The sequence below is a fragment of the Propionispora vibrioides genome, assembly GCF_900110485.1.
GTDB lineage: Bacteria > Bacillota > Negativicutes > Propionisporales > Propionisporaceae > Propionispora > Propionispora vibrioides.
Genome location: NZ_FODY01000046.1, coordinates 1 through 16,208 on the forward strand (window position 1 = coordinate 1; position 16,208 = coordinate 16,208).

Consider the following 16,208-nt stretch of genomic DNA (forward strand, 5'->3'; position numbering starts at 1 on the left):
CCGGAAGGTGTGGAAATGGTAATGCCTGGCGACAACATCCAGATGTCGATCGAGTTGATTACACCGATCGCGATGGAAGAAGGACTGCGCTTCGCGATTCGTGAAGGCGGCCGTACGGTTGGCGCCGGTGTCGTAACTGCTATCGACGCATAAGACATAACATGTATAGAAGATGTCCATAGTGGTAATATATAGAGCAGGGGGAAACCCCTGTTTTATATATGCCCTTATCAACCTGCCTTAGAGTCGGGTGCCGGAGCTAATTTTATGATACATCCGGACATGTGGGCTATTGACAGGCAAGGTTAAGTATGGTAGATTATATTAGTGACATTTTAGAAGTTGCCATATTTACAGGGTAAGAGAGGTGTACGAAATAATGCGTAATGCGGTAACATTGGCCTGTACGGAGTGCAAACAGCGTAACTATCAGACCAATAAGAACAAAAAAAATGATCCGGATAGATTAGAACTCAACAAATACTGCAAGTTCTGTAAAAAACAAACGGCGCATAAAGAAACCAAGTAATTTGGTGATCTGCTTTTTGTTTGTTGACAGGCGAAAACACGCTCGGCTGCTGGAGTCGCGGTATGTATCGGTTGCGATGTAGTACGTTTTGCCGCCTCCTGCCGTAGAGTTATCGTATGACCGGCACGTTAAGGCAGTAGAGATAGGGATGTGAAAACATGGCAGCCCAAGACACAGCGGTTCAGGGTAATGGGTCACGGGGAAGAAGATTCTTGCGTGAAGTGAAAGCGGAACTGAAAAAAGTATCGTGGCCAACGAAACAAGAATTGATTTCCTATACGGGAATCGTTTTTGTCTCTGTTCTTGTTATTGCGATTTTAATTTGGGGAATTGATTTGGTTTATGCCAAACTTCTGAAAATATTTATAAACAAGTAAGCTAAGGGGGTATGGGACGGTAAGTTACGTCCCGTAGGGCGATGGAATCCGAAAAGAATTGGTATGTGATCCATACATATTCCGGCTATGAGAACAAAGTGATGGCAAACTTGGAACGCAAAGTTCATTCCATGGGGATGGAAAACGAAATTTTCCGGGTGCTGGTGCCGATGGAAGATGAAGTGGAAATCAAAGATGGAAAAAAGAAAGTTGCTAAGAAAAAAGTGTTTCCGGGATATGTTCTGGTGGAAATGATTGTCAATGATCGATCCTGGTATGTTGTACGCAATACACCGGGGGTGACTGGTTTTGTCGGTTCCGGGACTAAGCCGATCCCGCTTACTGCAGGCGAAGTGAAACATATATTGAAGTCGATGGGGATAGAAGAAATACGACCCAAACTGGATATTGCTGTTTCTCAGCCAATACGGATTACTTCCGGGGCTTTTGAAAATTGGACAGCCACCGTACTGGAAATTAACCATGACCGTGCGAAGCTGAAAGTGCTGGTCAACATGTTTGGCCGCGAAACCCCGGTTGAATTAGATTTTTCTCAAGTAGAGAAAATATAAGGCTGTCGTTATAGGTGGCTTTATAGGTTTTGGTGGGAGGGTGATGAGCCCGTATACCACATTTTTGTATAAGGAGGTGTGATTGATGGCTAAAAAGGTTGTAAAGTTAGTTAAGCTGCAAGTTCCGGCTGGAAAAGCTACTCCGGCACCACCGGTGGGTCCTGCTCTCGGTCAAGCAGGTGTAAATATTATGGCTTTTGTCAAGGAGTTTAACGAAAGAACGGCTGCTCAAGCAGGACTTATTATTCCAATTGAGATTACCGTATTTGAAGATAGATCATTCACTTTTGTAACGAAAACTCCTCCTGCTGCTATATTATTGAAAAAAGCAGCAGGTATTGAAACGGCTTCGGGTGAGCCGAACAAAAAGAAAGTAGCAAAAGTTTCTCGCTCTAAAGTACGTGAAATCGCTGAAACCAAAATGCAGGATTTAAATGCTGCCAATGTGGAATCGGCTATGCGTATGATTGAAGGCACTGCCCGCAGCATGGGCATTGACATCGTTGAGTAATTGGGGATGTCGTGTGGGAGGATAATCCGCTACACCACAAGTAAAGGAGTATGTAACATGCCGAAATTTGGTAAGAAATATACAGAAGCTGCGAAACTCATAGAAGCCAATAAACTCTATGAAGTGAGCGAAGCTCTGGAGTTAGTCAAGAAAACGGCTAGCGCCAAGTTCGATGAAACTGTGGAAGTGGCTGTGAAGCTGGGCGTTGACCCGAAACATGCCGACCAACAGGTTCGTGGAGCTGTGGTGCTTCCTTTCGGAACTGGTAAAACCAAACGTGTGTTGGTGTTTGCCAAGGGCGAAAAGGCGAAAGAAGCCGAAGCTGCCGGTGCTGATCTTGTCGGCGCCGAAGATATGGTGGAAAAAATCCAGGGTGGCTGGACTGATTTCGACGTAGTGGTAGCTACGCCGGACATGATGGGTATGGTAGGGCGCCTTGGTAAAATCCTTGGCCCTAAAGGTTTAATGCCTAACCCGAAAGTGGGTACTGTAACTTTGGATGTGTCCCGGGCAGTTAATGAAATCAAAGCCGGTAAAATTGAATACCGTACGGATAAGGCTGGTAATATCCATGCCCCGATCGGTAAAGTTTCGTTTGACGTTGAAAAATTGTCGCAAAACTTCTCTACCCTGATAGATACATTGAATAAAGTAAAACCCGCTGCGGCAAAAGGTCAATATATGCGCAGCGTGACACTCTCCACAACCATGGGGCCTGGAGTGAAAGTAAATCCGGTTAAAGCCTCAGGCAGAAAAGAGTAATTCTCTAATACCCGGCTCTCAGGCTTTGAATTGAATAGTTGTTGATGGCTGTAGACAGCAGGTTTGTAAAGGACTCGTTCCGCCTGCCGAGGCCGGGGATTAGTAATTGGCTTGCCAAGAACGACCTCCGGTGAATACTGCCGGCAGGTCGTTTTCGTTTATCTGATCAGAACATGCTTTTCTGATCATGCGTAAGAACGACAGAATCTTTTGCCGATGTCCGAAAAGACATGGTGAAAGTGAAGTCTTTTCTTATATCAGTTAAGGAGGTGGATATATAGTGGCTGTAACTTCAGAAAAGAAAGCCCTGGTTGCTGAGTTGGCAGAAAAGCTGCAAAATACAAAAGGCGCTGTGTTAACAAACTACCGTGGCTTGAATGTTGCACAGGACACTAACTTGCGTCGCAAATTGCGCGAAGCCGGTGTAGAGTACCGTGTTGTAAAAAACACTATGACTCGCATTGCCGCTAATGAAGTTGGTATTCAAGGGATGGACGCATATTTGGAAGGTCCTACCGCGATTGCAATATCGTCGACCGACCCCGTTGCTCCGGCAAAAGTAATTTCTGATTTCATTAAAGAAAACAAATTGCAGGCCCTGGAAATCAAAGCTGGTTTGGTAGAAGGCAAAGTGATTGACGCCGCAGGCGTTAAAGCGCTGGCCAGCCTGCCATCCCGCGAAGTGCTTATTGCTCAGGTACTGGCAGGAATGCAATCGCCGATTGTTGGTCTTGTCAATGTACTGCATGGCAATATCCGCAATTTGGTGTATACGCTTGAAGCGGTACGCAAGCAAAAAGAATCGGCATAAGCTGCCACTGGGAAACAGCAATGTTTTCTGCAAAACAACAATAAAAACAACCATGCCGATGAGCGTGGAATTTATGGAGGTATTGTAACATGACTAAAGAAGAAATTATGCAAGCGATTGAGAGCATGACTGTTCTCGAATTATCCGAATTGGTAAAAGCTCTGGAAGAAAAATTTGGCGTATCCGCAGCTGCTCCTGTAGCTGTAGCTGCTGCTCCGGCTGCTGCTGGTGCTGCTGCCGCTGCTGAAGAACAAACTGAATTCGACGTAATTTTGACTAGCGCTGGCGCTAGCAAAATCAACGTAATCAAAGTAGTTCGCGAAGTAACCGGTCTGGGCCTGAAAGAAGCAAAAGAACTTGTTGACGGCGCACCGAAAGCTTTAAAAGAAAAAATCTCCAAAGCTGACGCAGAAGCTCTTAAAGCTAAACTGACCGAAGCCGGCGCTACTGTTGAAGTTAAGTAATAACTGAACCAATCATAGCAAAAAGAGTGCCAAGTTCTTTGGATACTCTTTTTGCTTTTTTGTTACATGGTTGAAATTTCTTGACAATATATTTATTCTATGATAACATTTTTAAATGCGATGCAAAGTTTTTTGGGAACTTTAGCAAGTACGATTAGCCAAACGAAGATGATTGGGCCTGCAGTCAGTGCTGGAAAAGAACCGATGAGGTTTTTTATGGAAGACAGCAGGCTAATAGTAGATTAGTTGCAGTATGTATAATTTGTCAATTGGCAGGAAATAGTAATATGGTGGGGATGATGGCGTCATCTGCGCAAGACGGAGTAAGGTTTTACCTTTTGAAAGACCTTGCTTGTTTTTTCATATATTGCATTTTCCTGTTAATATATGTTTGGTTTAGTTCAAATTGGACTAAGGGGTGAAGGATTTAATGTTCAATCCTGTTCCGGTAGGCAAGAGAAATAGGTACAGCTATGCTAAAATTAACGAAGTGCTGGACATGCCTAATCTTATTGAAATCCAGAAGAATTCTTACAATTGGTTTCTCAAAGAAGGTCTCCAGGAAATATTCCATGATATTTCACCCATTCAGGATTTCACGGGTAATCTCGTGTTATCCTTTGAGGCGTTTACGCTGGGGGAGCCCAAATATCATGTAGAAGAGTGTAAAGAGCGGGATGTAACCTATTCCGCGCCTTTGCGTGTCAATGTGCGTCTGATTAACCGGGAAACCGGTGAAATCAAAGAGCAGGAAGTCTTTATGGGAGATTTTCCGCTGATGACCGATAACGGCACATTTATTATCAATGGAGCGGAACGGGTTATTGTCAGTCAGCTTGTCCGTTCACCGGGAGCCTATTATGGCGAAACCATTGATACCAGCGGCAAGAAGCTCTATAATGCAACCGTAATTCCGAACCGTGGCGCCTGGCTGGAACTAGAGACTGATGCCAATGATGTCATGTATGTGCGTGTAGACCGTACCAGAAAACTGCCGGCTACCGTACTGATTCGTGCTTTAGGCTGGGCATCGAATGCGGCTATTGCCGAACTGTTTAACGATGATCCCCGCATCAGGGCTACCTTGGAACGGGATAATACCGATTCAAGGGATTCAGCCTTGGTAGAAATCTATAAGCGTTTGCGTCCCGGTGAACCGCCTACTGTGGAAAACGCTACGCAACTCTTGGAATCTTTGTTCTTCGACTCCAAACGGTATGACCTGGCTACGGTAGGCCGCTATAAGCTGACGAAAAAGCTGGGCTGGCGCCGCCGCTTCATGGGTAAAGTACTACATAAACCGCTGGTAGATCAGGAAACCGGCGAAATCTTAATACCGGATAATACGGTAGTCGACGAAAAAATTCTTGATCGTTTAGTTGAAAGTGGCTTTGGCACTGCCGGCTTGATCGAAGCCATGATTAAGCCTAAGGATGGCGAAGCTGTTAAAATGATCTGTAATCCGACGCTGGAATATGCGCATCGGACTATTACCAAGGAAGATATTGTGGCTGCCATCAACTATCTGCTCAATTTGATGGATGGTTTTGGCAATACCGATGATATTGACCATTTAGGCAACCGCCGGCTGCGTTCGGTCGGTGAATTGCTGCAAAACCAATTCCGCATTGGTTTGTCCCGAATGGAACGGGTCGTGAAAGAACGTATGACCATTCAGGATATTGATGTCATCACGCCGCAGGCGCTGATTAATATCCGTCCTGTGGTCGCGGCGATTAAGGAATTTTTCGGTTCCAGCCAGTTGTCGCAGTTTATGGACCAGACCAATCCGCTGGCTGAACTGACTCATAAACGTCGTCTGAGCGCCTTGGGTCCTGGTGGTTTGAGCCGGGAACGGGCAGGTTTTGAAGTTCGTGACGTCCATCACTCTCACTATGGCCGTATGTGCCCAATTGAGACGCCGGAAGGTCCGAACATCGGTTTGATCGGTTCTTTGGCAACCTATGGTCGGATTAATGAATTCGGTTTCATTGAAACACCGTACCGTAAAATTGACAAGGAAAACCGCAAGGTAACCGATGACGTGCGCTACTTGACAGCCGATGAAGAGGACGAAGTGATTTGCGCTCAGGCGAACGAGGAACTGACTCCGGAAGGCTGGTTCAAGGCGCCACGGGTTATTGTGCGTTATCGCCACGAAAATCTGATGGTTCCGCCGGAACAGGTCGACTATATTGATGTGTCGCCCAAACAGGTTGTATCCATCGCTACCGCCATGATCCCCTTCCTGGAAAACGATGACGCTAACCGGGCCCTGATGGGGGCGAACATGCAGCGTCAGGCTGTGCCTTTGCTTCGGACCCAGGCGCCGTTGGTCGGCACCGGTATGGAGTATAAGGCTGCCTGCGACTCGGGTGTTGTTGTGTTGGCGAAGAATGCCGGTGTAGTGGAAAAAGTAACGGCTGTTGATATTAAAATCCGCACCGATAACGGCGGGTTGGATACTTATAAATTATTGAAATTTATCCGTTCCAATCAGGGAACGTGTGTTAACCAAAAACCGATTGTCTATAAGGGGGAGCGGGTAGTAAAAGGCCAGGTATTGGCCGACGGACCGTCCACTGATAAAGGCGAATTGGCATTGGGCTTTAATGTACTGGTTGCGTTTATGCCCTGGGAAGGTTACAACTACGAAGATGCAATTTTGCTGAGTGAAAAACTCGTTAAGGAAGACGTATTTACCTCTATCCATATTGAGGAATACGAGTGCGACGCCCGGGACACCAAACTGGGACCGGAAGAAATTACCCGGGATATCCCGAACGTCGCCGAAGAAGTGCTGCGTGATCTGGACGATCGCGGCATTATCCGGGTTGGCGCCGAAGTACGGCCTGGTGATATCCTTGTTGGCAAGGTAACCCCTAAAGGCGAAACCGAGCTAACGGCTGAGGAACGCCTGCTGCGAGCCATATTCGGTGAAAAGGCCCGTGAGGTAAGAGATACTTCGCTGCGGGTTCCCCATGGCGAAGCTGGTAAAATTGTCGATGTAAAAGTATTTAGCCGGGAAAATGGCGATGAATTGCCGCCTGGCGTGAATCATCTGGTCCGCGTCTATATTGCTCAGAAGAGAAAAATCTCCGAAGGTGATAAGATGGCTGGCCGTCACGGTAACAAAGGGGTTGTTTCCCGGATTATGCGGGAAGAGGATATGCCTTTCTTGCCGGACGGTACCCCGGTACAGATTGTGTTAAATCCTCTGGGCGTACCTTCCCGTATGAATATCGGGCAGGTACTGGAAACACATCTGGGGATGGCTGCCGCCGCCTTTGGCATGCAGATTAAAGCGAAAGATCCGACGGTGGAGGAAAGGCTGCGCAACGTTGGCTACAATGTCGACAAACACGGCCTGCCTAAACCTGATGTAGCCGGTATTCATATGGCTACGCCGGTATTCGATGGCGCCCGCGAAGAAGAAGTATTTAAAACGCTGGAAGCGGCCGGACTTTCGGCCGACGGAAAAACCGTGCTGTATGACGGTCGTACCGGCCAGGCTTTTGATAACCCGGTAACTGTAGGTTTTGTATATATCCTGAAGCTGGCCCACTTGGTTGATGACAAGATCCATGCCCGCTCCACCGGTCCGTACTCGCTGGTTACGCAGCAGCCGCTGGGTGGTAAAGCCCAGTTTGGCGGTCAGCGTTTCGGTGAGATGGAAGTGTGGGCGCTGGAAGCTTATGGCGCGGCGTATACCCTGCAGGAATTGCTCACGGTTAAATCCGATGATGTCGTTGGCCGTGTGAAAACCTATGAGGCCATTGTCAAGGGTGAAAACGTTCCCGAACCGGGCGTGCCGGAATCCTTCAAGGTTCTTATTAAGGAATTGCAAAGTATCGGCCTCGATGTGAAGATCTTGACTGAAGACGCTCAGGAAATTTTAATTCGTGAATCCGATGACGATATTCACGAGACGGCTAAAGAACTCGAACTCAGTCTTGGTGGTGAGGAAGGCGGACGTTTGGCGCCGACCGAACGCAAGCTGGCCGAAGTGGAGCCGGATATGGCCGATGAGTTTGAAGCAAGCGATGATGTTGAGCCGTTGGAAGAGGAACTGGATATTATTGCCGAAATCGGCGAGATGGATGCGGAAAAGTTCAGCCTGCCGGCATCCGATTATGACGACGAGCTTGAAGAGCCGAAAAAGGGAGCTTCTAAGAAAAGCAAAGAGCGGGATAAAAAAGTCAATCCCAACGACTACCTGGATGATCTAGATGAGGATTTCGAATAAATAATGTAAGAAGGGAGTGAAAACCCTTTGTTAGATGTTAATAATTTTGACTCCATGCGCATTGGTATTGCTTCGCCGGAGCAAATCCGCAAATGGTCGCACGGGGAAGTAAAAAAACCGGAAACTATTAATTACCGTACTCTAAAACCAGAACGCGAGGGTTTGTTTTGTGAAAAGATTTTTGGACCTACGCGGGATTGGGAGTGTCATTGCGGTAAATACAAACGGATTCGTTATAAAGGGATCGTTTGTGACCGCTGCGGCGTCGAAGTAACCCGTTCCAAGGTCCGTCGTGACCGGATGGGACATATCGAACTGGCGGCACCGGTTTCTCATATCTGGTACTTCAAGGGAATTCCCAGCCGAATGGGCCTGATTTTGGATATTTCCCCCCGTTCGCTGGAAAAGGTGCTGTATTTTGCTTCGTATATTGTGCTGGATCCGGGCGATACACCGCTGATGAAGCGGCAATTGCTTAACGAGAATGAATATCGCGAATATCGCGACAAATACGGCAGTGCTTTTAAGGTCGGCATGGGTGCCGAGGCGATTAAAAAATTACTGGCCGAACTGGAGCTGGATAAACTCAGCAAGGATCTGCGGCAGGAACTTAAGGAAGTCAGCGGTCAGCGGAAGGTGAGAGCCATCCGCCGCCTGGAAGTAGTGGAAGCTTTCAAAAAATCAGGCAACCACCCTGACTGGATGATTATGGATGTCGTGCCGGTCATTCCGCCCGAACTGCGCCCGATGGTTCAATTGGACGGCGGACGGTTTGCGACGTCCGACTTAAACGACCTGTACCGCCGGGTAATCAACCGGAATAACCGGTTAAAAAGACTGCTTGATTTGGGTGCGCCCGATATCATTGTCCGCAATGAAAAACGGATGCTCCAGGAAGCGGTCGACGCATTGATTGATAATGGCCGTCGCGGTCGTCCGGTTACCGGTCCCGGCAACCGCCCGTTAAAATCGCTGAGCGACATGCTCAAGGGTAAGCAAGGCCGTTTCCGGCAAAATCTGTTGGGTAAGCGTGTTGACTATTCGGGCCGTTCGGTTATTGTTGTCGGTCCGGAACTGAAGCTGCATCAATGCGGTTTGCCGAAGGAAATGGCGCTGGAACTGTTTAAACCTTTCGTGATGAAGAAGCTCGTCAATGCCGGCCACGCTCATAATATTAAGAGCGCCAAACGCATGGTAGAACGGGTGCGTCCGGAAGTATGGGATGTTCTGGAAGAGGTTATTAAAGAACATCCGGTACTGTTGAACCGTGCACCGACATTGCATCGTCTGGGTATTCAGGCCTTTGAACCGGTGCTTTCTGAAGGCCGGGCTATTAAAATACATCCGTTGGTATGTACGGCTTATAATGCCGACTTTGACGGTGACCAGATGGCCGTTCACGTGCCGCTGTCGGCGGAGGCCCAAGCGGAGGCGCGCCTTCTGATGCTTGCCGCCCATAATATTCTGTCGACCAAAGACGGTAAGCCGGTTGCTACGCCGACCCAGGATATGGTTTTGGGTTCTTACTATCTGACCATTGAGAAACCGGGTGATCTAGGGGAAGGCAAATTTGTAACCGATATAAACGAAGCGTTGCTGGCCTATCACCACAAGGAACTTTCGCTTCATGCCAAGATAAAGATACGCATGATGGTTCACGGCAAAATGGAGCGGGTCAACACGACGCTGGGCCGCCTGATTTTCAATGAAGCGTTGCCGGAAGAACTGAGCTATTTCTATCAGCAGGATGGCGAATGGTGCCTGGGTATTATGATGGATAAAAAGCAGCTTGGCAAACTGGTTGCCGACTGCTATCGCCGCTTCGGTAATTCCAAAACTGCCAATGTCCTGGACGGCATTAAAAAGCTGGGTTATTCCTTTGCTTGCCGGGCTGGGGTTACGGTAGCCATCTCTGATATCAAAATTCCTCCTGCCAAAAAAGAGATTCTGGCTGATGCGGAAGCCAAAGTTGATATGATTGATAAACAATATCGTCGCGGTTTGATTACCGAGGATGAACGTTATAAGAAGATCATTGATTTGTGGACCAAAGCGACCGAAGATGTCACCAGTGCTATGATGAATAATCTGGATAAATTCAATCCGGTATATATGATGGCCAATTCCGGTGCCCGCGGTAATATTCAGCAGATCCGTCAGCTTGCCGGTATGCGCGGCCTGATGGCCGATCCTTCCGGCCGGATTATCGACTTGCCGATCAAGGCTAACTTCCGGGAAGGTCTGACCGTACTTGAGTACTTCATTTCTACTCACGGCGCCCGTAAAGGTTTGGCTGATACGGCGCTTAGAACGGCTGACTCCGGGTACCTGACGCGACGTCTGGTCGACGTTGCCCAGGACGTCATCGTCCGGGAAGATGATTGCGATATTGTCGGCATTAATCTGGTGCGCGAACGGGCCCGCCTGGCTCAGTCCAGTTCAGGTGCCATTTCGCTTCTGAAAGACACCTTGCTTGGCCGGATTCTGGCGGAGAATGTTACCGATCCGAAGACTGCCGATGTTTTGGTGCCGCAGGGTACTGTGCTTGATGAGGAAAATCTGACTCTGATTGGCGAACAAGGTGTGCCGGAAATTATCCTGCGGGGCTTGGCGGCAGCCGATGCGGAGGGCGCTGACAATGCGGCGGCAACTGATGCCGTTATGCTGGGTGAACCGGAAGAAAAAGTACGTCAGGCATTGAAAGAATCTATGATTCGGGAGATGCTTGGCAAGAATACTGTCGGTGCGATTAAAAACAGCTTAGGCGAAGAACTCGTGCCGGCCGATACTCCCTTTACCGAAGAACATATCGAGGCTATTTTAAGCAGCGATGTACGGGAAGTTAAAGTACGCAACAACAGCATTAAAGGCATCGAAGTGGAAGCCATCATGGAAAGCGGTGGTGTGATTGAGCCGTTGAAGGACCGGATTGTCGGACGGAATGCGGCTGAAACCATTGTTGATCCTGAAACCAACGAAGTCATTGTCAATATCAATGATGAAATCACCGAGGAACTGGCTGACAAGGTTGTTGCTGTCCGCAAAAAGGTGTCCATTCGCTCGGTGCTCACCTGCAAATCACAATATGGCGTATGTATTAAATGCTATGGCCGGAATCTGGCCACAGGCCATTCGGTCGATGTCGGCGAAGCCGTGGGAATCATTGCGGCCCAGTCCATCGGTGAACCGGGCACACAGCTTACCATGCGTACTTTCCATACCGGTGGTGTTGCCGGTGACGATATTACCCAAGGTCTGCCCCGTGTCGAGGAATTATTTGAAGCCCGCAAACCCAAACGGCAGGCAATTATTGCCGAAATTGACGGCAAGGTTGAATTTAAGGATACCAAAGGCGTACGCAAGCTGACGGTATATCCGGCTGTCGGGGAAGAGCGCGTGTATCAGATTCCCTATGGTGCCCGCATTATCGTGAAAGACGGCGACCAGATTGAAGCAGGTGACCGTATTACCGAAGGCGCGGTCAATCCTCATGATATTTTACGGGTAAGCGGACTCAAAGCCACGCAGCGTTACCTGGTTTATGAAGTGCAAAAGGTATATAAATCACAGGGCGTAGAAATTAACGACAAGCATATTGAAGTCATTGTGCGCCAAATGATGCACAAGGCGAAAGTGGAAGAATCGGGCGACACCGAATTGCTGCCCGGTGAATATATCGATATCAATACATTTGAAGAGGAAAACGCCAAGGCTATTGAGGCAGGGAACGAACCGGCAGTGGCTAGACCTATTTTGCTGGGTATCACCAAGGCTTCACTGGCTACCGATTCCTTCTTGTCGGCCGCTTCCTTCCAGGAGACTACCCGTGTCCTGACCGAGGCTGCAATCAAAGGTAAGGTTGATCCGCTATTGGGTCTGAAAGAGAATGTTATTATCGGCAAACTGGTGCCGGCCGGCACCGGTATGAGCCGTTACCGCAACATCAAGATCAAACGGCAGGAAGCTGCCGTCGCTCCGGTCCCTGTTGTGGAGTAGACTGGTCTTCCTTGGAGTTTGCAAGAAATAGTGCTGCACTTGGTTGTGACAGATGCATTCTGTCATGGCCAAGTGTTTTGCCATATTTTTTCTTGTTTTTGGTTTTCCTGGTCCGCTGAAATTCGACAGATGACAGTCTAGTGCCTCATCCGGCAGAAATCTGCAGCAGATCACCGGCCTTTTTGCCGTCAATCTTCGTTGTCGTCGGCTTACATATATCCGATATACGCGCCTCCTCCGCCTTGCTTGCCGGCAAAAATTCTCGATGTTATACTGCATCTTCCTACCGGATGAGACACTAGGAACCGTGGGCATAAAAAAAGCGGAGAAATCCAGAGAAAATAGTGGTTTTTGCCTATTTTTTTATTGACACTGTAATGTAGAAATGCTACTATATTAAAGTGCCCGTGAGATAGTGTCTTTTGTTTGTGAAAAAAAGGAGTGATCCGGGTGTCTCTGGATGTGTTGAAACAAGCAAAAAAGGTTATTGGTGTTAAGCAAGCGGTAAAGTCAGTGGAAAAGGATAAGGTCAGTCTGGTGTATATTGCCGAAGACGCGGACGAACGGGTTGTCAAACCGCTCCGAGAAGTCTGTCAGCAAAAGAATGTGCCTGTCGAAACCGTTCCGACCATGACCGAGCTCGGTAAAGCCTGTGTGATTGAGGTGGGAGCCGCCGCGGTAGCTGTTTTGCGGTAGGGACAAAATGTTGTTAAACATTTTGCCCTGTGTGTACAACACTGGGTGAAATTTTTTATAATAAAATCCAAATTTGAGGAAGGGGGTGCACTAATGCCTACAATTAGTCAATTAGTACGTAAAAGTAGACAGGAATTGGAAAAGAAATCTACGGCGCCTGCTTTGAAGGAATGTCCCCAAAAGCGTGGTGTTTGCACAAGGGTATACACGACTACTCCGAAAAAACCTAACTCCGCTTTGAGAAAAGTTGCGAGGGTTCGTCTGACCAATGGAATTGAAGTAACTGCTTACATTCCTGGTATTGGACACAATCTGCAGGAACACTCCGTGGTTCTGATCAGAGGCGGCAGGGTAAAAGACTTGCCGGGGGTTCGTTATCACATTGTCCGCGGCGCATTGGATACTGCTGGTGTGCAGAAACGCAACCAAAGCAGATCGAAATACGGCGCAAAACGTGCTAAGAAATAAGACGTAAACAGTCAGATTGATTTAAAATACACATTGGTGATTTAAATCAACTTTTCGCAGAAGGAGGGAAAACGTGAATGCCTAGAAAAGGTCCTGTACCTAAGCGTGATGTGCTGCCGGATCCGGTGTATAATTCCAAAATTGTTACTAAGTTCGTCAACAAGATCATGATGATGGGTAAAAAAGGTGTTGCAGAAAACATCGTTTATGATGCTTTTGAAATAATTCGGTCTAAAACCGGCAAGGATCCGTTAGAAGTTTTTGACACAGCGTTGAAAAATGCTATGCCGGTACTTGAAGTTCGCGCCCGCCGTGTTGGTGGAGCTAACTATCAGGTGCCTGTAGAAGTTCGTCCTGATCGCAGATTGTCGCTGGGAATCCGTTGGTTAGTGAATTACTCCCGGGCCCGCGGTGAAAAAACAATGCGTGAAAGATTGGCGGCTGAATTGATGGATGCTGCTAATAACACGGGCGCAACGATTAAGAAAAAAGAAGATACTCATAAAATGGCGGAAGCCAATAAAGCATTTGCTCATTACCGCTGGTAACCCGGCGGCCTAATGAGGCGACAAACAGTAAGGAGTGGTAATAGTGGCCAGAAAGATTCCTCTTGAGAAAACTCGGAACATTGGCATCATGGCACATATAGACGCCGGCAAAACCACTACGACTGAGCGAATTCTGTTTTATACGGGTAGAGTACACAAAATTGGTGAAGTGCATGATGGTGCTGCGACAATGGACTGGATGGTTCAAGAGCAAGAAAGAGGGATTACGATCACCTCGGCGGCCACTACTTGTCAATGGCTAAATCATCGCATAAACATTATTGACACACCGGGGCACGTGGACTTTACAGTAGAGGTAGAACGCTCACTCAGAGTGCTCGATGGTTCGGTAGCTGTGTTTTGTGCGAAAGGCGGCGTAGAACCGCAGTCTGAAACAGTATGGCGCCAGGCTGACAAATACGGCGTTCCTCGTATGGCTTATGTCAACAAAATGGATACGATCGGTGCGGACTTCTACCGGGTGGTAGATATGATGAAGACGCGCTTGGGTGCAAACCCTGTGCCGATTCAGTTGCCGATCGGCGCTGAAGATACCTTCAAAGGTGTAGTCGACTTGGTAGAAATGAAAGCCATCGTATACACCGATGATTTGGGAAAAGTAAGTGAAGCAACGGAAATTCCTGAAGATATGCACGACGTTGTGGAAGAATACCGTCAAAAGTTGCTGGATGCGGTTGCTGAAAGCGACGACGCATTAATGGAAAAATACCTGGAAGGCGAAGAGCTTACCCTGGAAGAAATTCAGCAGGGTATCCGCAAAGCGACGATTGCTTGTAAGATGACACCGATGCTGTGCGGTTCCTCGTATAAAAACAAAGGGGTTCAGCCTTTGTTGGATGCTGTAGTGGCTTACATGCCGGCCCCGACCGACATTGCCGCCATTCGCGGTGTAAACCCCGATACCGGCGAGGATGACGAACGGGCTGCTGATGACAGCCTGCCTTTCTCGGCGTTGGCCTTCAAAATTATGGCTGACCCTTATGTGGGTAAGCTGGCCTTCTTTAGAGTGTACTCCGGTAACCTGGGATCGGGTTCCTACGTATTCAACTCGACAAAAGGCAAGAAGGAACGTATCGGACGTATCCTGCAGATGCATGCTAACCATCGTGAAGAGATCGACACGGTATACACCGGGGACATCGCTGCTGCGGTTGGTTTGAAAGATACCACGACAGGCGATACGCTCTGCGATGAGAAAAAGCCGATTATTCTTGAATCCATGGTTTTCCCTGATCCGGTTATTCATATTGCCGTAGAACCGAAAACCAAGGCCGACCAGGATAAGATGGGCGCGGCGCTGGCCCGCCTGGCAGAAGAAGATCCTACCTTCCGGATGCGTACCGATCATGAAACGGGACAAACCATTATTTCCGGTATGGGCGAGCTTCATCTGGAAATAATCGTTGACCGCATGCTGCGTGAGTTCAAGGTCGAATGCAACGTCGGCAAACCGCAGGTTGCTTATCGCGAAACGATTAAGAAACAGGTTAAAGCCGAAGGCAAATTTGTCCGCCAGTCCGGTGGCCGTGGTCAATATGGTCACTGCTGGTTGGAACTCTTCCCGCAGGAACCTGGTACAGGCTTCAGCTTTGAAAGCAAAGTGGTCGGCGGTGCGATTCCGAAAGAATACATCTCCCCGATCGAAGCCGGTGTCAAGGAAGCAATGGAAAGCGGCGTGTTGGCTGGCTATCAGATGGTTGATATCAAAGTTGTCGTTTATGACGGTTCCTACCATGATGTCGACTCCTCGGAAATGGCCTTTAAAATTGCCGGTTCCATGGGCTTTAAAGCCGGTGCTGCCAAAGCAAGCCCGGTTATCCTTGAACCGTATATGAAAGTGGAAGTTATCGTGCCGGAAGAATACATGGGCGACGTTATCGGCGACCTGAACTCCCGTCGCGGACGGATTGAAGGCATGGAAGCCCGTGCCGGTTCCCAATCGATCAAATCGTTTGTACCGCTGGCTGAAATGTTCGGTTATGCAACCGACCTCCGTTCTAAGACACAGGGACGCGGCAACTACTCCATGGAATTCGACCATTACGAAGAAGTTCCGAAGAACATTGCTGAAACGATTATCGCCAAGGTAAAAGGCGCTTAATAAAGAAATCAAGGAGGCAAAGAAAAGAAATGGCAAAGAAGAAGTTTGAAAGAAATAAACCGCACGTAAACATAGGAACGATCGGTCACGTTGACCATGGCAAGAC

Annotated in this window: 14 protein-coding genes; all 14 read left to right on the forward strand. The window is 48.2% G+C overall.

From position 1 onward, the window contains the following. A partial coding sequence (locus BMW43_RS20540; RefSeq protein WP_500684732.1) for an EF-Tu C-terminal domain-related protein occupies positions 1-153 on the forward strand: 153 nt, incomplete at its 5' end. Between the two features lie 226 nt (positions 154-379). Further along, complete coding sequence (rpmG, locus tag BMW43_RS20545) at positions 380-529, forward strand: 50S ribosomal protein L33 (RefSeq protein WP_054261919.1); 150 nt, start codon at positions 380-382, stop codon at positions 527-529. A 158-nt stretch (positions 530-687) separates the two neighbouring features. Continuing rightward, a complete protein-coding gene (secE, locus tag BMW43_RS20550) occupies positions 688-906 on the forward strand; it encodes a preprotein translocase subunit SecE (protein WP_091752375.1) in 219 nt (72 codons plus the stop codon). Positions 907-947: 41 nt separating this feature from the next. After that, on the forward strand, positions 948-1,478 hold the full coding sequence (gene nusG / locus BMW43_RS20555; protein ID WP_091752378.1) for a transcription termination/antitermination protein NusG: 531 nt from the start codon (positions 948-950) through the stop codon (positions 1,476-1,478). 85 nt (positions 1,479-1,563) lie between these two features. Further along, the gene (gene rplK, locus BMW43_RS20560; RefSeq protein WP_091752381.1) at positions 1,564-1,989 is read left to right on the forward strand and encodes a 50S ribosomal protein L11; all 426 of its coding nucleotides are present in this window, start codon (positions 1,564-1,566) and stop codon (positions 1,987-1,989) included. A gap of 57 nt (positions 1,990-2,046) precedes the next feature. Beyond that, positions 2,047-2,751 carry a 50S ribosomal protein L1 gene (rplA, locus tag BMW43_RS20565; protein WP_091752384.1) on the forward strand — a complete coding sequence of 235 codons (705 nt, stop codon included), beginning with the start codon at positions 2,047-2,049 and terminating at the stop codon, positions 2,749-2,751. Between the two features lie 280 nt (positions 2,752-3,031). After that, the gene (rplJ, locus tag BMW43_RS20570; protein ID WP_091752387.1) at positions 3,032-3,562 is read left to right on the forward strand and encodes a 50S ribosomal protein L10; all 531 of its coding nucleotides are present in this window, start codon (positions 3,032-3,034) and stop codon (positions 3,560-3,562) included. Positions 3,563-3,651: 89 nt separating this feature from the next. Continuing rightward, positions 3,652-4,026, forward strand: coding sequence for a 50S ribosomal protein L7/L12 (rplL, locus tag BMW43_RS20575; RefSeq protein WP_091752390.1), 375 nt, complete (start codon positions 3,652-3,654; stop codon positions 4,024-4,026). A 430-nt stretch (positions 4,027-4,456) separates the two neighbouring features. After that, on the forward strand, positions 4,457-8,272 hold the full coding sequence (gene rpoB, locus BMW43_RS20580) for a DNA-directed RNA polymerase subunit beta (protein WP_091752393.1): 3,816 nt from the start codon (positions 4,457-4,459) through the stop codon (positions 8,270-8,272). A gap of 27 nt (positions 8,273-8,299) precedes the next feature. Continuing rightward, entirely contained in the window at positions 8,300-12,268 is a 3,969-nt protein-coding gene (gene rpoC, locus BMW43_RS20585) for a DNA-directed RNA polymerase subunit beta' (RefSeq protein ID WP_091752396.1), read from the forward strand. Positions 12,269-12,718: 450 nt separating this feature from the next. Then, positions 12,719-12,964, forward strand: coding sequence for a L7Ae/L30e/S12e/Gadd45 family ribosomal protein (locus BMW43_RS20590; protein WP_091752399.1), 246 nt, complete (start codon positions 12,719-12,721; stop codon positions 12,962-12,964). Between the two features lie 93 nt (positions 12,965-13,057). Next, positions 13,058-13,432 (forward strand): 30S ribosomal protein S12, encoded by a 375-nt coding sequence (gene rpsL, locus BMW43_RS20595; protein WP_091752402.1) that lies wholly within the window; start codon positions 13,058-13,060, stop codon positions 13,430-13,432. 77 nt (positions 13,433-13,509) lie between these two features. After that, the gene (gene rpsG / locus BMW43_RS20600; protein WP_091752405.1) at positions 13,510-13,980 is read left to right on the forward strand and encodes a 30S ribosomal protein S7; all 471 of its coding nucleotides are present in this window, start codon (positions 13,510-13,512) and stop codon (positions 13,978-13,980) included. A gap of 43 nt (positions 13,981-14,023) precedes the next feature. Next, entirely contained in the window at positions 14,024-16,102 is a 2,079-nt protein-coding gene (gene fusA / locus BMW43_RS20605) for an elongation factor G (protein ID WP_091752408.1), read from the forward strand. Positions 16,103-16,208 lie beyond the last annotated feature (106 nt).